This is a genomic window from Priestia sp. ST2, assembly GCF_055810735.1.
On record NZ_JBVVNT010000003.1, the window covers coordinates 666,427 to 686,543 of the forward strand.

The window sequence follows — 20,117 nt, forward strand, 5'->3', positions numbered from 1 at the left end:
GACACCTTCCTTTACGCATAAAAAAACACTTCTTTCGCAGGAAAGAAGTGTTTTTGTTTATATACAAAAAATTATTATAACGAGTTCGTAAGGAAATACCATACAAAACATCCATTACAATACCTCTTTCCTACGCTAGTATTACCTAGTTCAGGTTATAAGGGTTAAGACTTCTCGTCTCTCTCAGCTTAGAAAGCACCCCTAGTGGCGTTGTATCTCTATAAAATTAAACGATTATCATATGTTTACCTGTAATAGTTTTATCATAGTAAAGCGTTTTATTCAATAGAAAGGTTCATGATTCAGCAATGAAAATAGTTTCCTTTTTAGTAAAATAAAAAGCACACACCTTTTTTAAGCAGTGTGTGCTCTTTACTTTTATAAGCTTACTAGTTAGCGGCTTTTTTAAAAATACGCGGTTTTTCCATTTAGACAGTGACAAGCTCAAGTTTTTGCCCCGGTCTCACTAACGAAAGCAGCTCATGATCTTCTTCTATTACATACCCAACCACATTCACATTAGCATTTGCAGGCAAATTCGTTTTAGCTATTTGAACCTCTCCTCTGTAACGTCCGTAGCCATCATTGTCCATTGTAATTGCTCCCTTTCTGCGCTCTACTGTATGAAATGGCGGCACTGGTTTTACAGATCGAGTATCAACTAAACGCAGAACGTCTTTTGATACATCCGGACGCACGCTGTACGTTCCCTCTATATGAGGTGAACGAATGCGCAGCGGAATAATACGGCTTTCTTGATATTGAACCAAACGCTTTAATAAACTTGAACCGGCGCATGGATCTCCAATATAAACCTCTGCTACTCCGCATCCGTATAAATCTACTGCAGAGGTAAAAGGACATCTATTACGGTCTGTTTCTCTAGTAGGAAGACCTTGATAAATAGGGCCTCTTTTTTCGTCTTCTCCAGGAATATAAGCGCAGACTGGAATCCGAAGTTCATTAAATAAATCTGTCTGCTGTTGAAAAAACGTTTCTTCAAGCCCTGTTTCAGGCCGCGGATAAAAATTATGCCATGCAAGCAGCTGATGATGATGAAGACCTGCAGATAAGAGTGCTTCAATTTCTTGTTTGGATAACGTACTTGCATTAACAGCAATATAAAATTCATTCGCAAGCGAAAGAGTTTCTTCTGCGCTAAAGCCATCGTCTAGTCTAATACCAGATACGCCAAGTGAAGATAGCGACATAAGGCTTTCAATACCTAAATGAACTGGCGTATGCTTAGATACGTCTGCATACACGCTTATTCCACAATCTCTAGCCACATGAAGCAAGTCTTTTGCCCGTTCAGCCAAATCTCCTTTTTCTTCTGGAATGTGAAGCGAAGTGAATGCACGTGTGACGCCGCACTCACTCGCTTCTATTAATTTTTCGGGGGCATCACTATCATTTAAATAAAACGAAATACCGATCATTCAAACTCCCTCGCCATTTCATCGTTAAATCCAAAGAAATAGGTACAAACAAAGCCTGCTGTATAAGCAACAACTAATCCAAGTAAATAAAGAAGAATTTGATGCGCATGAACTAAAAACGTAAGCGGTAAACCTGATACCCCCACCGCTACAGTTGCAATATGAAAGTGCGCCTGAAATGCTCCGCCGATTCCAGCTCCGAGACAAGCGGTTAAGAATGGACGCCCTAAAGGAAGTGTGACTCCAAAAATAAGCGGCTCTCCGATTCCAAGCAGCCCTGAAGGAAGAGCGCCTCCAATTGCTCGCTTTAAACGTTTTTTCTTCGTTTTGATATAAATAGCAAAAGCGGCACCTACCTGACCGGCTCCGCCCATTGCTAGTATAGGAAGAAGCGGATCATCTCCAATTGAATTGATAAGCTCTAAATGAACAGGAGTAAGACCTTGATGCAGTCCTGTAATGACAAGCGGCAAGAACGTTGCTCCTAAAACAAAGCCTGCTACAACTCCTCCAACCTCTAAAACTCCTAAAAGGCCTTTTGTGATTCCATCTGAAATCAAACCTCCGATTGGCATGAACACTACATACGTAATAATGCCTGTAATTAACACCGTAACGGTCGGTGTAATAATAATATCCAGTGACTGAGGGACAAATTTACGCACTCGTTTTTCCACTACGGCCATAAAGATTGCTGCAAGCAATACGCCTATTAAGCCGCCCCGTCCCGGCAAAAGTGCTTCACCAAAAAGTTTAATATCAGCTACGGCAGGATTAATGACTAAAATACCGGCTAAGCCTCCTAGAGCCGGCGAACCACCAAATTCTTTTGCCGCATTAATACCTACTAAAATACCAAGATAAGCAAATAAACCGCTTCCGATAACGGTTAAAAGAATAGCAATCTGTGAATCTGCCGGAAGCCACTTCGCTTGAACAGCTGCTTTTGTCACTCCGGTGATAAGTCCAGATGCTACAAGAGCAGGTATTAACGGAATAAAAATACTCGCAATTCGGCGAAGCAAGAGCTTAAACGGAGTTGCATTTTTTTCTTTCAGCTCTGATTTCCGCTGAGCCGCACGATTTTCTAAATTAATACCGCCAGATTCATCAATTAACTTTCCAAATTCCTCTGTTACTTTGTTTACTTTTCCAGGACCAATAATGATTTGCAGCGTTTCTTCTTCAACTAATCCAAGTACGCCTTCAAGCTTTCGTATATCTGCCTTTTTTACAATTGAATCATCTTTTACAGTCACGCGCAGCCGAGTCATACAATGCGTATACGCTTCAATATTTGATGCTCCCCCAAGCATCTCCAAAATAACCTTTGCTAATTGATGATTATCTACAGACATGTTAATCCCCCTTTGTATTTTCCTCTTAGATGGACACGGTACTGAGGAAACAGACCACAAAATCCCCTTTTGTAATCGTTTTCTTTTTTTATTTCTTAGTTTTCAAAAACTGAATGGCATCCCTTGTTTTATCAATATACTCAATCGTCTGGTCATACTGCTGCGCTGCAATACTTAAAAATAACACATCAATCACATAAAGCTGGGCTAAACGAGACGATGTAGCTGCGCTTCGAAACGGCGCTTCTTGAGAATAAGACGTATACAAACAAATATCAGCTAAAGACGAAACGGTAGACTGTCCGTACTTGGTTAAGCTAATCGTCTTTACTCCGCGATTTTTAGCTAAAGATAAGACATTGCTTACTTCAGGAGTCTCCCCTGAAAAAGAGATGCCCACAACTACATCGTCTTTACTTGCATTTGCGATAAGTGTAGCTGCTAGATGGCTATCTGCAAAAGCAGTCGCATTTTTATTAATTCGAAGAAATTTTTGCTGCGCATCCATAGCAATAATATGTGAAGCACCGATTCCAAAAAAATGAATGTTTTTAGCTTCAATCAGCGCCAAAACAGCCCGCTCTGCTTCTTTGTAATTCACAAGCTCGGCCGTATCACTTAGACTTTGAATGCTGTTGCTTGCCGTTTTTTTGACAATAGATTGAATCGTTTCATTTGTTTCAATATCGCGGTATCCTTGCTCCGTATCTCTAGCTAAATCACCGGCTACTCTTACCTTTAATTCTTGAAACCCGCTAACCCCGATAGATTTACACAAACGAATAACAGCAGCACTGCTCGCATTCGCTAGTCTACCTAGTTCCCCAGCCGTACTGTTTACCACAGTATGCGGGTTGTTTAAAATATATTCAGCAATTTTCCTCTCCGAATCAGGAAGCTTAGCCACCGTGTTTTTAATCATTGTTAATCCGCCTGTTGACATCGTTTCTCTCCTTTATACGTAATGTTCAATCGCTTTTCTCACATAACCGTCCGCATTATTAAGTAACATCTTCGCGGTGTCATAATTTTCATTTGTTTTGATCATAACCACTGCTGTTTTTACCTCATTATTTGCTTCTTCAAGCGTTCGACTTGCTTGCTCATAAGAAACACCCATAATTTTACAAATAATACCTATTGCTCGTTCTTTAAGCTTTTCATTACTCACATGAACATCTATCATTAAGTTTTCATACGCTTTTCCTACTTTGATCATAGCCGCTGTAGAAATCATGTTGAGAATCATTTTATGAGCGCTTGCTGCTTTTAACCTTGTGGAACCTGTTAGCACTTCCGGACCTACTACCACCTCAATACTATGGTCCGCTTCTTTTCCAATAAGAGAATTACCATTGCAAGACAGCGCCACCGTTTTAGCTTTTACAGATTTTGCATATCTTAATGCACCAATCACATAAGGAGTGCGTCCGCTTGCAGCAATTCCAATGACTGTGTCTCGTTCATTCAAATGAATTTTTTGTAAATCTGCTGCTCCCAATTCTTCGTTATCTTCAGCACCTTCAACTGCTTTAACAAATGCTTTTTCTCCTCCAGCCATCAATCCCTGTACCTGATTGGGATTGGTACTGAAAGTAGGCGGGCATTCAACAGCATCCAATACTCCCAGCCTCCCGCTTGTTCCTGCTCCGACATAAATAAGCCGGCCTTCCTTTTGAAACGATTCACTTACAAATTCAACTGCCACCTCTACGTCTGGAAGTACTTTTTGTACAGCCAGCGCCACTTTTTGATCTTCTTTATTCATTATGTTTAAAATTTCCTTTGTACTAGCTGTATCTATCTTCATTGTGTGTTCGTTTTGGGACTCTGTTGTTAATAACGTAAGCTGTTCATTCATCTTTTGGGCTCCTTTTTCATCATATAGTGAAGTTATGGCTATTATAATTTGTTTGAAATATAATTTCAATAATTTATTTTATTTTTTAAAATTATATTTTAAAAAACACAAAAAAAGACTTCAGGCATATAGCTAAAATCTTTTTTTATGTCTATTTATGATTGTTGAGCAAATGTTAACAGATACTCATCTTGCATTAAAACTTCGTAATCTTGTTCACCATTTCTTACGACGTGTACAGGGACTGTTTTTGCAGGAAGTAATTCAACTGGCTCACGATAGCGTTTTGCCACTCCGTTAATAAGTTCGTTTACTAACTGCTCGTTACTCAGCTCACCCGCCTGATATTTTTCTGCAAGTGGTGTCATGACTTCCGCTAATACACTTGCATCGTTAAATCCTTGAATTTCGACTTGTACGACGTACGCATCATCTTCATCACTATACGCTGCATCTTTAATTTTATATTTTGTAGATGAAAGAGCTTTTAGAAAAGCGCTGCTTACTTCGTTTAACTGCTCGTCGGTTATATTTGAGCTCAATGATGATAAAGCACCTTTAAAATTCGTTTCAAAAAACTCTACAAACGAACTCTTTTGGAACTCCCCTTTTTCTTTCACCTGTTTCTTATCTTGCTGATTCGGATGTTTAGCAACAAATTGATCTGTATTTTGATAAACAGTTGCTTGAATTAAAGCATCCACGTATTGTCCTGCTTCCTTGGCATAGGCAGCTTGCTTTTCCTTACTTGGCGTTTCGGTGCTGCTATCTTTAGAAGCAGCAGCGGCTTTTGCTTCCACTTTTGGTTTTGTTACATTGTCTAATTGGTTATATGTATACGTATACGTTTGCTTAGACTTTGAGTTTTCTGTTTTCCCGTCTACTTTAACTGAATACGACTGATTTTTTACTACTTTCTTTATTTGCTTCGTTTCTTTATCAATTGTCACAACAAGCGAAAAATCTTTTCCCTTAATTTGGTCAAGGTCTACAGCGGTATCGCTGCCTTGATTTGTTATTTTATAATAAGCTTTAGCATCACCTGCTACAATTTTTTGCTTTTTGTCTTTGTCTCCGTTAAATGTTAATACATACTCTTTGTCTTTTTCGGTGACGTCAAATTCATTTGGAAGATTTTTATCATATTTTTGATAGTAGCGTATTGGATTTTGTTGAAGCTCCATAGCGTTATTAATTAAAGCCGCAACGTACTTTTTTTCTTCTCCCTGTACTTTTGTGCTTTCTTCTCCAGCCACAGCTAGCGTTTCATCACCATCATGATACACCTTCAATTCTTCGCCGTTCATTTTTTTGTTAATGTAACCTGCTTTACTTTTAAAATCAAACTCTTGTACTCCGTTTACTTGGTAATCAGAGGATCCTTCTTCTTTTCCAGTGACCTTCACTTGAACATTTTTCACCTTTTCTTGTGCTTCTTTCACGTCACCCGTTAATTCCTCTGAAGACGGCATCCCACATGCCGAAAGCAATAGAGCGAATGATAGTGCTAAGCCTGTATTCATTATTTTTTTCATATAAGAAACTCCTTTTTAAATATTTTTCCAAAAATAAGAATCTATGTACTTAGTAAATACACATTTTTACCATTTGCGAAACTCAACTTTACTAAATTACCATATTTACATTTAAATGGTAACCAACAAAAGCAGGAAATTGCATAATAAAAAAGTCACGAATCCGTGACTTTTCTAACAACATTCATAACTTATTTTTTGTTAGCGTTTTCATTTTAATCTCTAATAACTCCATTACTTGTCCCTATCAGTACTTCTTTACCTTGTTGATTTCGATACACTGATTTGATTTTCACTTTTTTAAAACCATCTGCTTTTTCTACTTCAGTTAATATGCATTCACAGGTAACTGTATCTCCTGCAAAAACTGGACGAAGAAATTCACTCACCATTTCTCTTGCAATGTAGTTTAAGTCTCCTCCTATTTTTGTCCCAATACTAGCAGTCATAAGTCCATGCACCATTATCCGCCCTTTTTCGTCACGTTCTATATGATGTTTGCCCCGGTCCCCAGTCATCTCCGCAAACTGCATGATTTCTTCCTCTTGAAACGTTCTTTGCCACGTAAATGTATCTCCTGTTTTACATTCCATCTTATCCCTCCCCTTAAGATTATGACTTTACTTTTTAACTATATCACAAAAAATGAACAGTCATTCATTCCCACATTAAAAAAATAGCAGAATAAATATATCCTGCTATTTTTGACAAGTAGGACAGTAATAAAGCCTTCTAGAAGCAGCTTGCACTTTTAAGATAGGCGTGCCGTCAATTCGGCAAGCTTCTCCTTCACGGTTAAAAACCCAGTGGCGGTATTCAGAGCGCTTTTGGCCTTTCTTTTTTAACGTTTCAGCAAGCTTTACATCATTTGTAATGCCACCTGTTTCATAGGACCGTTTGACAAGAGAAATGGTTGCTTCAGCTGCCTTTTTAAGCTGTTCTTCCGTGCAGTCTACCGGACGAGCTGCAGGATTAATTCCCGCTACAAATAAGATTTCACTGCGCAAATAATTTCCAATCCCCGCTATAAAGCTTTGGTCTAGCAGCAGTGACGCCCATTTTCTGCGGTAAAATGACTTAGAGTAAAAGCGATCTAAAAGCTCATCTGCCGTTACTTCTTCACTTAAAATATCCGGACCTACTCTTGATACAAAAGGATGAGCAGAAACTTCTTCATCACGCAATACTTCAATATCAGAAGCGCTATAGAGCAGCGCTGATTTTTTTTCATTATGAATAGCAAGACGCAGCTGTCTGTTTGTAGATGGATAATTGTAAGATGAACGTACATACCATTTTCCATAAAGCTGATTATGTGAATAAATGGTATAGCCATTGTCAAAACGAATAAGCATAGCCTTCCCTTTTGTATCTACCCTTTTAATACGAGCACCCGTTAATACTTCTTCGTAATGCTGTAAAGATGGAAAAGCAAACCATATCTCTCTAACGGGAAGACTAATAATCGCTTTTTCCACTTCATCGGCTGCTCGTCTAATTTCTGGACCTTCTGGCATATAATGAAACTCCTTTCTTGCCTAACTTTCTTCATTTATTATTTCGGTTTTATTTCTGCTTTGCAAGAAAGAAGCGGTTGAACTCTTCTTTTCCTAAAAGAACCTTTAAATTATGCATGACGGTTACTCTTATAGTAAAATGTTGATACCTTTTTTACTTTCTATAGTGTTTATCTTACTTCCTTTGACTTATACTAGTTGATAACCTTTTAGAAACTTGTTATTTATCTATATATGAGGAGTTTATTATGAACAATCAATCATTTTCTCCACTATCAGCCGCCGAGATGGCTGTTATTTGGAAGCAATATATGAACGATAAAGCAATTTCTTGTATGCTAAAGCAATTTCTTGTATGCTTAAACATTTTCTGTGTCATGTAGACGATTTAGATATTCAAAAAGCGATTCAAGGTACACTGCACATCACAACAAAAAACAGTGATGCGCTCACTGCTATCTTTTTAAAAGAAAATATGCCAATCCCGCTAGGTTTCGGCGAAGAAGACCTTAATGTTGAAGCTCCAAAATTATTTTCGGATTCTTTTTATTTGCTTTATTTGAAGCATATTTCAAATATCCTTCTGCTATCAGCAACTACGGGCGTCGATGTTGCCGCAAGAAGTGATGTACGATCTTTTTTTCGCAGCTTGCTATTAAAAGCAGAAAAGCTTAATCAAACGATTACAGATTTGCTGTTAGAAAAACAAATTTTTATAGAGCTTCCTCCTATTCCTATTGCAGATGCGTCTGATATGAACGATAAAGAACTTTTCTTAGGAAGCTATTTTGATGAAAAGCGGCCGTTAACGGTCATCGAAATTTCTCATATCGTGTCAAGCATACAGACGAACTTAATTGCAAAGGATTTAATTTTAGGGTTTGCTTAAACAGCTCCTTCTCAGGAAATTCAAGCTTTTTTGTTAAAAGGTAGAGAGCAGGTACAGCAGCACATTGAATCCCTGTCACAACCGCTAATGGTAGAAAACATACCGGTCACAATGAAGTGGGATTACGGAGTAGAAAAGTCTTCCGTTCCTCCATTTTCAGAAAAACTCATGATGTTTCACCTGGCTGCGATGATTACTGAAAATGTACGTGGATACGGGCTGGCGATGTCAACGAGCCCGCGTTTAGATCTCGCTTTAAACTATACAAACTTCACGAATGAAATTTTGGAATACGCCAAAGAAGTATCAAGAATAAGCATTGAACAAGGATGGCTAGAAGAGCCTCCGCATATTCCATTCCCAAAAATTCATTTGGAATAAAAATGAGATTGGGACATAACGAAATGAACCCAATCTAAAGACGAGCAATGAGTTGGACTGCTTGTGACACCACTGTTGATTTCCGTGCAAGGCTTCGCTTTCCGCGGGCGCCCGCTGAGCCTCCTCGTCGCTTGCGCTCCTGCGGGGTCTCACCTGTTGCGCTTTTCCCGCAGGAGTCTTCGCCTTGCTCTACAAACAACAGCTAGAAGCACCTGCATATATGAAACCTACGTTCATCATGATTACAAAAAAAAACGAACTATTCATCCATTTTTGATGAATAGTTCGTGTTTAACTTTAACTACACTACTTTTGTCACAGCCTCATTTTTTAGATTCTCTCCACAGTAAATAAAGAAAATACGGAGCGCCGATAATGCCAATGATTAATCCAGCCGGAATTTCAACCGGAGGAGCAATTCCTCTCCCAATTAAATCTGCTGCTAGTACAAACAAAGCGCCAAGCAAAGCGGCTGTAGGAATCAATTTTTTGTGTCTCGGTCCCACTAACCGTTTGGCCACATGAGGAATAATAAGCCCTACAAAGCCAATTGTGCCAACCACCGATACAACCGCAGCCGTCATTGCCACTGCGCTTGCCAGCAATACTAGACGAATTAACTCTACTCTAGCCCCTAGTCCTCGAGCCACTTCATCACCTAAATGAATTAAATCTAACCGAGCAGCTAACAGCCAAATCAACGGTACTAATATAACGACCCAGGGAAGTAAACCAATTAATTGATCCCATGTTCTTCCCCATAAGCTGCCGCTCAGCCAAATCAGTGCCGCATTTACGTTTGGATTTGCTTTTGAAATTAACAAGTGAATACCGGATGAACAAAAAGCGCTGACTGCTACACCTATTAATGCAAATCGAATAGGTTCTACTCCTTTTTTATAAGCAAGCAAATAGACGATTACAAAGACAAGCGAGCCTCCTGCAAACGCAGCGACAGATAAAACAGATGGGCTTGCTAAAGGCAGTAAAATAGTGACTGCAACAGCTGCTAATCCTGATCCGCTTGATAGACCTAATGTATCTGGACTAGCGAGCGGATTTCTCATAATGGACTGTACGACGACTCCGGACACAGCTAGGCCGACTCCTGTTAAAATAGCCAGCAAAATACGAGGCAGACGAAATTCTACTAAAATGGACGTCAAGTCAGGATCGCCAATACCAATAAAAGACGTAATAATGTCTAGAGGAGGTATGTTAATGTCTCCTAAGCTAAGGCTTATCACACTCAGCGCTATAATTAAGACAGAAAGAATGATAAACAGGCCGACAGACTTGAATCGAGATGGCTGCTTTTTTGTTTTATTGACAGTCTGCATATAACTCATGCCTTCCTTTCTGTTTTTTTGCGTCTCGCTAAGTAAATAAAGTACGGCGTTCCGAGCAATGCTGTTACTGCACCTACAGGAGTCTCATACGGGTATGTAATAAATCGTGATAATACGTCTGCTAGCAGCAATAAAGATGCACCAAGCAGCGCGCTCATTGGCAAAACGAACCGGTAATCTACACCTATTAAATAGCGTACCATATGAGGAACAACAAGCCCTACAAAGCCAATGGGACCCGCAATTGCCACCGAAACACCTGCTAATACAATCACAACAACTGCAGTGAACGCTCTAATGGCAAAGACTCGCTGCCCGAGTCCTCTAGCTACGTCATCTCCTAAAGACAATAAAGAAGACGCTCTTCCCAGACCAAACGCAATAAGCAGGCCCGCGATGCTAAAAGGAACCAATACATGAACATGTCCCCAATCTCGCCCAATAACTGAACCGGTGAGCCAGAACATAACGCCTTCTGTTTTGCTTTCATTAAAAATCAGCAGCGTTTGCGTGAGAGACATAAGCATACCTTGTATAGCAACACCTGTTAAAGCAAGCTTTACATCACTGTCGCCTCCTTTAATCAACGAACTCATGACATAAACAATAACAGCAGCAAATGCGCCTCCTAAAAATGCACCAAATACCCCGCCAATCATGCTTACACTAGGCACTAAAACCGTTAAAAATACCATTGCCGCTGATGCGCCGGCATTAATACCAAAAATACCAGGAGAAGCTAATGGATTTCTAGTTAATGCTTGCATCAACGCTCCAGCGACAGCCAAATTAGCGCCAACAAATGCCGTTACCAATAAGCGAGGCAGACGGACAGTTTGAATAATAGACTGTTCTTTTGATCCGTCAAAATTTAGTATAGCTTGCTTAATCGTTCCAAAAGAAATATGTATAGAACCGATGGAAATAGATAAAAACATTGAAATCAGTAAAAGAATAATAACCGCAAGAAAAATAGCTATTATACGAAGCGGAGATTTGTTTCTTTTGGATAAGCCGTGAACAGCTTTCATAGTAGAATGCGCCTCCTTCCATTTGAAAGTTCATTAAAAAGAAAAAAAACAATCCCGCTGGATTGTTCTTTTCTTCGTTATTATTTGCCTTCAAATAATAACTTTTCTGCTTCATCTGCAATACCATTTGCACCTTGTACACTTCGGCGAAGAGACCATTTAAATACATCAACTTCATACACTTGATTATTTTTAACCGCTTTTAGCTCTTTCCATAATGGCTGTTTTGCTAAAGGCGTATGACCTTTTTCATTTCGCATAACAATGAGTTTGTCCGGATCTGCTTTTACAAGTTGTTCCATTGTCATTTTTACACTGTACTCTTTTGTAGGATCTGTTAATGCATTTTTGAAGCCTAATTGCTCAAGAACACCCGTTGTAAAGAAATTTGAAGTTCTAGCATTAATATTACCATTTGCATCAGCGATAACAAGTACATTGCCCGGATTTTTTGGTGCTTTTGCTTTTAAATCCTTCATTTTTTGCTTATGCTCTTCTACCACTTTTTCAACTTTTGCTTTCTTGCCAACCGCTTCTCCTACTTTTAACTCTGTATTTAGTAAATCATCGTAATTAGCATTTAAGTTTTTTAACTCAATCGTTGGCGCAATTTTCGATAATTCTTTGTATACATTTTTATGACGTTCTGAATCGGCGATAATCAAATCGGGCTTCAGCAGTTTAATCGATTCCAAGCTTGGCTGCGCTCGCGTGCCAACTGATTTGTATCCTTTGATTTCTTTTAGTACATCTTTATCAATAAGCTGTTCTGCTTTATCATCATCAGCTACTCCTACAGGTTTGATACCAGCATCTAACAATGCATCAATAAAGCCTAACTCTAATACGACTACTCGCTTTGGATTCTCTTTTACCTTTGTCTCTCCAAGCTCATGCTTGACCACTCTTGTTTTTTCACTTTTTTCATCAGCTGAATTTCCCTTATTCGTGCTGCTGCAGCCGATAAGCATTCCGATTGCTAGCATTGTAATAAAAGCCAGCAGTCCTATTTTTTTCTTATTCAAATGTCATTCCTCCTGCTTGTATCTTTATGTAGATAATCGACTCTTGAAACTGATAATCGTTATCATTATATCAGTTTTATCTATTTAAACAAGCTGATTCGTTATTTTTTAATTAAAAAAATTATATCTATTCTATAAAAAAAGAAAGGACGCAGCAGGAGCGTCCTTTCTTTTTAATCTTCAATACAAAGATACTGAATCACTTCTTTTAAACTTTTCTCTTTCATCGATTCGATGTGTAAGTGATATCTTTCGAACGACAGATGTTTAGTTAACGGATTTGGTACAATCACACAGCGCAAGCCTGCTGCCATAGCAGCTTTTGCTCCATTAGAAGAATCTTCAAATGCCAAAGCTTCAGAGGGCTCTACTCCTAGCTTTTCAATTACATTTCGGTAAAGAGCCGGATCTGGCTTCACTTTTTCTACATCATCGCGCGTTTGAATGACTTCAAAATAGTGCAGCAAATCTAGCTCTTTTAAAAAAGCTGTTACCCAGTCGCGATATGAGCTGCTTGCTAAACCAATTTTCAATCCAAGTTCTTTTGCTTCTGCCAAGTACTCCGCTACACCTTCTCGGGCTACTAATAATTTCATTTTTTCTTGATGACGTCTTAACGATTCTTGAGCTAGTTCCTCTTTTGTGAACTCATTGTTAAACTGCTGAAGCAAGTAATCGTAAAGTGCCGTAGCATCCGTTCCCACATAAGAAGCAAACGTTGCAATCGGTAGATCTACTCCCCTGTCTTCTAACATTTCTCGGTATACCTCATACCACACTGATTCTGTATCAATAATTAATCCATCAAAATCAAACACAACTGCTTTAATCATAATTTACCTACCTTTTTCTATCTTATCGTTCTTACATAGTAACACGTTCAAAATGCGTAATCCATAAATGTGGCTTCCTTAATAAGATAGGCTTAAACAGGTAGTTTCTATCCTTACTTTTCTCCGACTTTCATCAAAGGTGACATTTCTTCTGTTTCCTTAAACTCAATGGAAGACAGCTGCCTTCTAAAACCTTTCGTTGCATACGCTAAATAAACCAAACCAGCAATCCCCCAGCCAATACCAAGTAAAAAGGAGTTGCGCTCCAAGTTAAGCCATAAAACGCCAATCGCTGCTGCTCCTAATAGTGGCATAACAATGTATGACCAAAATCCCTTAGCCGACCGGTGCTGCTTTTGATGAACAGCATAGTGCGCAATAACCGAAATATTAACAAAAGAAAACGCAATGAGTGCTCCAAAATTAATAAATGACGTAGCTGTTGCCAGACTGAAGAAAATAGCACTTGCTGATACAACTCCGACTAATACAATATTTCGCGAAGGGGTGCGCAGCTTAGGATGAACATAACCAAAAAATGACTGAGGTAAAATTCGATCGCGTCCCATTACGTATAATAAACGCGAAACGCTTGCATGCGATGACATGCCTGATGATAATGTTCCTGCAATTCCTCCAGCTAAAAAGACAATTTGAAACAGCGTACCGCTCACATACATAGCAATTTCAGGAGCCGCAGCGTCTGGATGCTTGAATCCTTCTAACGTTGGAAAAACCGCTTGAATAAAATAAGATGTCACGGTAAACATGACTCCTCCGATTAACGCAACTAAAAAAATAGCTTGCGGAATCGTTTTTTTAGGATTAGGCGTTTCTTCTGATAACATAGCCACTGCATCAAATCCTAAATAGGAAAAACACATAAGTGTGGCTCCCGCTATTAGCCCTGATGACGTCATGTTCTGATTAAAGAAAGGCTTCATAGAAAAAAGAGTACCTTCCCCCATTCCTCCTAGCAAGGCTTTGATTGAAACAGCAACAAACAATACTAAAATCGTCATTTGAAATATAACAAGAAACGTATTGAAATTGGCGGTGAAATTAACGCTTCGTAAATTTAGCAGCGTAACGATAATGACGAAGCTGACAACCCAAATCCACGATGGTACCGAAGGAAAAATAGATGATAAATAAATTTGAAAAATAAGTGCGTTAACCATCGGTAAAAAGAGATAATCCATTAGTGCAGACCAGCCAACTAAGAATCCTAAATGTGGATTGATTGTCTTTTGCGTATATGTATAAGCTGACCCTGCATTTGGAAACACTTGAATCATCTTTTTGTAGCTTACTGCCGTGAGAAGCATCCCGACAAGGGCTATGATATAAGACGTGGGAACGTGTCCATTCGTCATATCAGACGCAATCCCAAACGTATCAAACACTACCATCGGAGTCATATATCCGATCCCCATTAATACAATCTGCCATAATTTCAACGACCTTTTTAATGTTACTGTTTCATGTTTCATTTATCTTCCCCCTTCTATTTATTAAGAACATTCTGACAATTAAATCCATAAATGCCTGTATTTAATTTCTTTATATAAAAATGAATGACTTTCATTCATTTTTATATAAAGAGTAGTTACATTTACTATAGCAAATATATGATTTATTTCTTTAAGTTGGTAAGGGTTGCTAACAACCTATCTTTTTCTTTTATCATATTACGAAAGCGCTTTATTTTAAATAGCTATATGTTCCTAATCTCCTGCTATATCAACGCAGAAATACCCTCTGAATAAGAGGGATTTCTGCTTACAAGCCGTTATTCAATCATCGTATCCAATGACTCTCTTTTCGTTTTCACTGCAACTAAACTAGCAAAATCATGAATGATTGTAGCTGCAAGCAACGAGGTTATCTGAGTTGGATCATAAGAAGGCAGCACTTCCACCAGGTCAAATCCAACATAGTTAAATTCCGCCAGAGAACGGATCATTTTCAGCGTTTCTCTGCTGCTGAATCCGCCTACTTCAAGCGTTCCTGTTCCTGGTGCACAAGAAGGATCAACAAAATCAATATCAAACGTTAAAAAGCACGGAGTATCTCCAATCGCTGTCTTCATTTGCTCTAAAATCACTGAGAATCCTTGATGTTCAAGCTCCCCGGCCGTTACTACATGATAACCGAGGTCTTTGCTTTCTTGAACATCTCCCGGATGATTTAATGTTCCTCTGATACCAATTTGAAAGACCTTCTTTGGATCTACTAGCCCTTCTTCATATGCGCGTATAAAAGGAGATCCGTGCCAATATTTTTCATCGTAATACGTATCCCACGTGTCTGTATGAGAATCAAAATGAATCATAGCCACTGGACCATATCTTTTAGCAGCAGCACGAAGGCTTGCCAAGGTAATCGAATGATCTCCTCCAATTCCAATTGGAACAATTCCCCTATCCATAAGAGTGCCTACCGCTTCTTCCATTAATTCATAGCTTCTGTGAATATTATGCGGAATCACGGGCACATCACCAATATCGATAGCATTTGTATCATCGAATGGATATACGTCGTGTACCGGATGATAAGGAAACAGCGTCATGGAAGCTTGCCGAATTGCCTGAGGTGCAAAGCGCGCACCTACTCTGAAAGATGCTGCCGTATCAAACGGCATCCCTACTAGCCCTACTTTTGCATTTTCTCTTTCCGCTGGCAGCCTCATAAATGAGCCCGTTGTACAAAATTCTGGTTTGACATCTGGGGACAATGGATATTTCATAATTCACTCCTCCGTTTCAATGATTTCAGTTAGTCGCTAGGCATTTCCACTACTAAAATCATTGAAAGCAATACGGGAATAAGAAACCTTTGCCGACTCATATTCATTGCTCCTTGTTACATTTATTGGTGGTTCAGCTCATTTAATACTTTTTCAAATATAGAAATGACTTGATCTACTTCTTCCGCTGAAATAGTCAACGGTGGCTCAATACGAATTGTTTTAGAGTTTACAAGCGTGCCGGCTACTAGAATCCCTTCATCAAACATACCTTTAGAAAGCGCGTAGCCAATTTCATCTTGGTGAAACTCAATTCCAATCATTAAACCTTGCCCTCTGATTTCAAGTACTTTATCTCCATGTTTTTCAGCTGCTTTCTTTAAACCAGCAAGGAAATATTCTCCCAGCTCTTTTGCACGGTTTGGCAGCTGTTCTTCAATCAACACGTTAATGGTTGCAATAGCGGCTGCGCAGGCAAGCGGGTTGCCTCCAAACGTTGTTGTGTGCATAAACGGATTATCAAAGAAGCTTGAAAACACTTTTTCTTTTGCTACAACCGCGCCAGCAGGCATAACTCCTCCTCCAAACGCTTTAGCAAGACATAAAATATCGGGTACAACATCGTATAGTTCTGATGCAAACATTTCACCGGTACGTCCCATACCTGTTTGAACTTCATCAAAAATTAAGATAGCGTCGTACTCATCACATAGTGCACGCACTTCTTTTAAATAATTTTCAGGAGGAAGAATAATGCCGCCTTCTCCTTGAATTGGTTCTAATAAAACAGCTGCCACATCTTCCCCTACAAGCGCGCACGTTTCAAATGTTTTACGCATCATGTCAATATCACCAAACGGCACGTGACGGAAACCTGGAATTAACGGCAGAAATGGTTTACGGAACATTCCTTTTGCCGTACCTGATAAAGAACCTAGACTTTTTCCGTGAAAAGAACGTGTTGTGGAAATAAACGTTGTTCGATCACTATACATTTTCGCTAATTTTAAAGCGGCTTCTACACTTTCTGTTCCGCTGTTTGTGAAAAAGGAATACTTCAAATCACCCGGTGTAATATCTGCTAAAATTTTCGCAAGCATCGCACGAAGTGGATCTAATAAGTCTTGGCTATGGAGCGCTTGACGCTGAAGCTGATCTTGAACAGCTTTGACTACTTTAGGATGGCGGTGCCCCACGTTATAAATTCCAAATCCGCCCAAACAATCAATGTATTTTTTACCGTTTACATCCGTAAAACAAGAGCCTTCATCTGACCATTCCACAGCTGCAAACTGCGTATCCACCGTTACTGTTTTGCGATATTCTAAAAAGCCTGGGTTAACATGCTCACGAAATCCGTCTACTGTTTCTTTCGTAATCCACTGTGCTTCTTCAGCTGAAACTTCGCTTTTTTCAATAAGTCCCAGCACTTTGTTGATATATTCGTTTACTTCACCATATGCTTTGTTTACCTCTTGATTTTTCGTCACTGTATTCATTTTAATATCGCTCCTTCTCTACTTTTTAATTTTTAAACCAGCCGATTGGCTCTACTTGTAAATTAATATTAATTTGTTTTACTTCTTGAAATTCTTCCAATCCAAACGTGCCCAGCCCTCGACCAATTCCGCTCTGCTTATATCCGCCCCAAGGCGCTTCGTTAAATGTAAAATGATATGTGTTTACCCAAGTGATGCCCGCACGCAGCTTTTTAATCACCCGAAGAGCTTTTGCGCCGTTGTTTGTAAACACACTGCCTGCCAAACCATATTCCGTATCATTTGCAAGTTTAATAGCTTCTTTTTCGTCTTTAAACGTTTGAATAACAACAACGGGTCCAAAGATTTCATCTTGCACAATTTTCATATTTGACGTAACGTTACTAAAAACCGTAGGTTCTACAAAGAATCCTTTTTCCAATCCACTGCTGGTGATTCGATTGCCTCCGCATACAAGGCGGGCGCCTTCTTGCTTTCCAATTTCGATGTACTTTAATACTTTTTTCATATGTTCTTCACTTACAAGAGGGCCCATTTCAATCTCTTGATTCATTCCATTTCCTACTTTAATTTTTTGAGCACGCTCTGCAAAACGTTCAATAAATTTCTCAGCGATGCTTTCTTCTACTAAAATACGAGAACCTGCAGCGCAAATTTGGCCGCTCCCTGCAAAAATTCCAAATAAGGCATAATCTACAGCTGTTTCAAAATCAGCGTCAGCAAATATAATGTTCGGTGACTTTCCTCCAAGTTCTAAAGAGACTTTCGTTACATTCTCCGCTGCTTGACGCATGATGTGTTTTCCAGTTACCGTTCCGCCCGTAAAGGAAATCTTATCAACACGCTTATCTTGAATAAGCGTATTTCCTACAGTATCTCCAGCTCCCATAACAAGGTTTGCTACTCCTTTTGGCAATCCTACGCTTTCTAAAATCTCAAAAAGTTTTGTAGGAGTAACCGGTGTCACTTCAGAAGGTTTAAATACAATCGTATTTCCTGCAGCTAAAGCAGGTGCAATTTTCCACACGCTCATCAACAGCGGATAATTCCAAGGTACAATCAGTCCGCACACCCCAATTGGTTCTTTTATAACCATTGCTTGCATAGGTGCAGGAACACTGTACGTTTGACCGTCTGGCTTTGTAATTAATCCAGCGTAATATCTAAAACAAGCAGCTGCATCTTCCACATCAGCCTCAGCCTCGCGATATGGCTTTCCGTTATCCATTGTTTCTAGCGCTGCTAATTCCTCTTTCGCTTCTTCAAGCTTATCGGCAATTTTAAATAAGATAGCTGCTCTTTCAGACGCAGAAGTCTCAGACCAACTTCCGCTGTCAAAGGCTTCCCGTGCAGCTTCAATTGCTGCTTTCATATCTTCTGCGCTGCCTTCTGCAGCATATCCAATTACTTCACCTGTCGCTGGGTTAACAGTAGGACGTTGCTTCTCTGCTTTTTTCCACTCTCCGTTTATGTACATATTTAAAGTTAACGTTTTAACGGCTGTACGATCCATAAGATACCTCCTTATTAAATAACGACTGATTGTCAGTCATTTTAAACTTTTAAAAACTTATAATTCTGATAATTAATTATATAGTTTGAATGAATGTCAGTCATTTTGATAGGTGTAATATCAGCAGCGCTAATATTACACGGATGGCACAAGAGAACGCTTTAAGAATTGAAAAAGTTCTTCCTTTGATTGCTCAAGTGTGACATCTTGCTCTCGCCCGATATAAAAAAGTTCCGCAGCATTTTCAATCAAATTGATCATCGTTTTAGCTGTCCATTTAACGTTAAGCTGCTTAATGACTTCTTCCTTTCTAACAGCCTCGTTTAATACCTCTTCAAACCAGTTGTAATAAGGTAAGTAAATAGCTTCCCATGTTTCTAATGAATAGTCAAAAGCGAGCCCCGAATAGCATAAAACAAGAACATCTCTATATTCATCAGTTGTTTTATACGTTTCGTCAATCATTACCTCTAATGTACTTAAAAAATTCGTTGCTGTTTTAGCTCTTTCTTTAATTTTTTCAAGCGACAAAGAAAGTAAGTTTTCTGCAATCGCAGGAACAAGGGCATTTTTGGATCTGAAATAAAGATAAAAAGTTCCTTGAGCTACGCCTGCACGCTTTACAATGTCTGAAATTGACGTTTTATCAAGCCCCTTTTCAGATATAACTTCAATCGCTGCCTGTAAGATTTTATCGTATTTTTCACTTGTGCTTGTAACCAACTCTTTCCCTCCACCTATAAAATGAATGACTTTCATTCATTTTACTATAAGCAACACAAATTATGCAAGATAAAATTTTCTGAATCTTTAAATTTAATTAAAAAATTGGTCGCATGCCGCCTTCAAAATATTTTTTTATTTTATCATTTTACCCTCGTTCTTTTTATATGTCTCACTGTTATTTCTCTTCCTTTCACCATCCAAAGTAAAAGCTGATACAACGCTCTTTAAGCAACTATTTTTCTGAAAAAGTATCTTTAGTAGAAAGATACTTTTCTGCGTTTATTTATAAAGCTTTATCGCTTAATTACTCTTCACTCGAAGTTGACGGAGTAAAAAAAAGAGTGGTAACATGTAAAACTGATTCTACAGTCACTTATTTTATCCATTTATTTCCCATAATTTCTCTTAACTA

Annotated in this window: 20 protein-coding genes and 1 riboswitch; of the genes, 3 read left to right on the top strand and 17 right to left on the bottom strand. The window is 38.9% G+C overall.

All coding sequences use genetic code 11. The annotated features are described in order from the left end of the window. Positions 1-110 precede the first annotated feature (110 nt). Positions 111-213: riboswitch (TPP riboswitch) on the bottom strand. Positions 214-428: 215 nt separating this feature from the next. The 7 genes from AC0KUU_RS15800 to nei form a co-directional block, all read right to left on the bottom strand. Beyond that, positions 429-1,439 carry a MupG family TIM beta-alpha barrel fold protein gene (locus tag AC0KUU_RS15800; RefSeq protein ID WP_322551752.1) on the bottom strand — a complete coding sequence of 337 codons (1,011 nt, stop codon included), beginning with the start codon at positions 1,437-1,439 and terminating at the stop codon, positions 429-431. Beyond that, a complete protein-coding gene (locus AC0KUU_RS15805; RefSeq protein ID WP_165575519.1) occupies positions 1,436-2,797 on the bottom strand; it encodes a PTS transporter subunit EIIC in 1,362 nt (453 codons plus the stop codon). Before AC0KUU_RS15805 ends, AC0KUU_RS15800 begins: the two co-directional genes overlap by 4 nt. Before the next feature lie 88 nt (positions 2,798-2,885). Beyond that, entirely contained in the window at positions 2,886-3,740 is an 855-nt protein-coding gene (locus tag AC0KUU_RS15810) for a MurR/RpiR family transcriptional regulator (RefSeq protein WP_013081906.1), read from the bottom strand. A gap of 12 nt (positions 3,741-3,752) precedes the next feature. Continuing rightward, positions 3,753-4,658, bottom strand: a complete 906-nt coding sequence (gene murQ, locus AC0KUU_RS15815; protein WP_043980220.1) for an N-acetylmuramic acid 6-phosphate etherase — start codon at positions 4,656-4,658, stop codon at positions 3,753-3,755. A 155-nt stretch (positions 4,659-4,813) separates the two neighbouring features. Beyond that, positions 4,814-6,193 carry a DUF6612 family protein gene (locus AC0KUU_RS15820; RefSeq protein WP_322551751.1) on the bottom strand — a complete coding sequence of 460 codons (1,380 nt, stop codon included), beginning with the start codon at positions 6,191-6,193 and terminating at the stop codon, positions 4,814-4,816. A 215-nt stretch (positions 6,194-6,408) separates the two neighbouring features. After that, a complete protein-coding gene (locus AC0KUU_RS15825) occupies positions 6,409-6,786 on the bottom strand; it encodes an FAS1-like dehydratase domain-containing protein (RefSeq protein WP_043980224.1) in 378 nt (125 codons plus the stop codon). A 105-nt stretch (positions 6,787-6,891) separates the two neighbouring features. After that, positions 6,892-7,710 carry an endonuclease VIII gene (gene nei, locus AC0KUU_RS15830; protein ID WP_043980226.1) on the bottom strand — a complete coding sequence of 273 codons (819 nt, stop codon included), beginning with the start codon at positions 7,708-7,710 and terminating at the stop codon, positions 6,892-6,894. A gap of 248 nt (positions 7,711-7,958) precedes the next feature. Here nei and AC0KUU_RS15835 point away from each other — a divergent pair, with 248 nt between their 5' ends. The 3 genes from AC0KUU_RS15835 to AC0KUU_RS15845 are packed head-to-tail and all read left to right on the top strand — an operon-like array spanning position 7,959 to position 8,980. After that, a complete protein-coding gene (locus AC0KUU_RS15835) occupies positions 7,959-8,093 on the top strand; it encodes a DUF3231 family protein (protein WP_237074541.1) in 135 nt (44 codons plus the stop codon). After that, positions 8,066-8,599, top strand: coding sequence for a DUF3231 family protein (locus tag AC0KUU_RS15840; RefSeq protein WP_237074540.1), 534 nt, complete (start codon positions 8,066-8,068; stop codon positions 8,597-8,599). The genes AC0KUU_RS15835 and AC0KUU_RS15840 overlap by 28 nt, the downstream gene beginning before the upstream one ends. 30 nt (positions 8,600-8,629) lie before the next feature. Further along, positions 8,630-8,980 carry a DUF3231 family protein gene (locus AC0KUU_RS15845; protein WP_230183638.1) on the top strand — a complete coding sequence of 117 codons (351 nt, stop codon included), beginning with the start codon at positions 8,630-8,632 and terminating at the stop codon, positions 8,978-8,980. Between the two features lie 34 nt (positions 8,981-9,014). Here AC0KUU_RS15845 and AC0KUU_RS15850 read toward each other — a convergent pair whose 3' ends face one another. The 10 genes from AC0KUU_RS15850 to AC0KUU_RS15895 all read right to left on the bottom strand — a co-directional run bounded on the left by AC0KUU_RS15850 (position 9,015) and on the right by AC0KUU_RS15895 (position 19,702). Then, positions 9,015-9,179: a hypothetical protein gene (locus AC0KUU_RS15850; RefSeq protein ID WP_237074539.1), complete on the bottom strand. Its 165-nt coding sequence runs from the start codon at positions 9,177-9,179 to the stop codon at positions 9,015-9,017. Positions 9,180-9,303: 124 nt separating this feature from the next. Further along, the gene (locus AC0KUU_RS15855) at positions 9,304-10,320 is read right to left on the bottom strand and encodes a FecCD family ABC transporter permease (RefSeq protein ID WP_043980228.1); all 1,017 of its coding nucleotides are present in this window, start codon (positions 10,318-10,320) and stop codon (positions 9,304-9,306) included. 5 nt (positions 10,321-10,325) lie between these two features. After that, complete coding sequence (locus AC0KUU_RS15860) at positions 10,326-11,360, bottom strand: FecCD family ABC transporter permease (protein WP_043980230.1); 1,035 nt, start codon at positions 11,358-11,360, stop codon at positions 10,326-10,328. Between the two features lie 80 nt (positions 11,361-11,440). Continuing rightward, on the bottom strand, positions 11,441-12,385 hold the full coding sequence (locus AC0KUU_RS15865) for an ABC transporter substrate-binding protein (RefSeq protein ID WP_016763165.1): 945 nt from the start codon (positions 12,383-12,385) through the stop codon (positions 11,441-11,443). A 173-nt stretch (positions 12,386-12,558) separates the two neighbouring features. Continuing rightward, positions 12,559-13,218, bottom strand: coding sequence for an HAD family hydrolase (locus AC0KUU_RS15870; protein WP_043980233.1), 660 nt, complete (start codon positions 13,216-13,218; stop codon positions 12,559-12,561). Between the two features lie 113 nt (positions 13,219-13,331). Next, on the bottom strand, positions 13,332-14,711 hold the full coding sequence (locus AC0KUU_RS15875; protein ID WP_043980235.1) for an APC family permease: 1,380 nt from the start codon (positions 14,709-14,711) through the stop codon (positions 13,332-13,334). Between the two features lie 299 nt (positions 14,712-15,010). After that, on the bottom strand, positions 15,011-15,967 hold the full coding sequence (gene speB / locus AC0KUU_RS15880) for an agmatinase (RefSeq protein WP_043980238.1): 957 nt from the start codon (positions 15,965-15,967) through the stop codon (positions 15,011-15,013). A gap of 122 nt (positions 15,968-16,089) precedes the next feature. Continuing rightward, positions 16,090-17,466: a putrescine aminotransferase gene (locus tag AC0KUU_RS15885; protein WP_043980240.1), complete on the bottom strand. Its 1,377-nt coding sequence runs from the start codon at positions 17,464-17,466 to the stop codon at positions 16,090-16,092. 25 nt (positions 17,467-17,491) lie between these two features. Further along, entirely contained in the window at positions 17,492-18,979 is a 1,488-nt protein-coding gene (locus AC0KUU_RS15890) for an aldehyde dehydrogenase family protein (RefSeq protein WP_043980243.1), read from the bottom strand. 135 nt (positions 18,980-19,114) lie between these two features. Beyond that, positions 19,115-19,702: a TetR/AcrR family transcriptional regulator gene (locus AC0KUU_RS15895; RefSeq protein WP_080781636.1), complete on the bottom strand. Its 588-nt coding sequence runs from the start codon at positions 19,700-19,702 to the stop codon at positions 19,115-19,117. Positions 19,703-20,117: the final 415 nt, after the last annotated feature.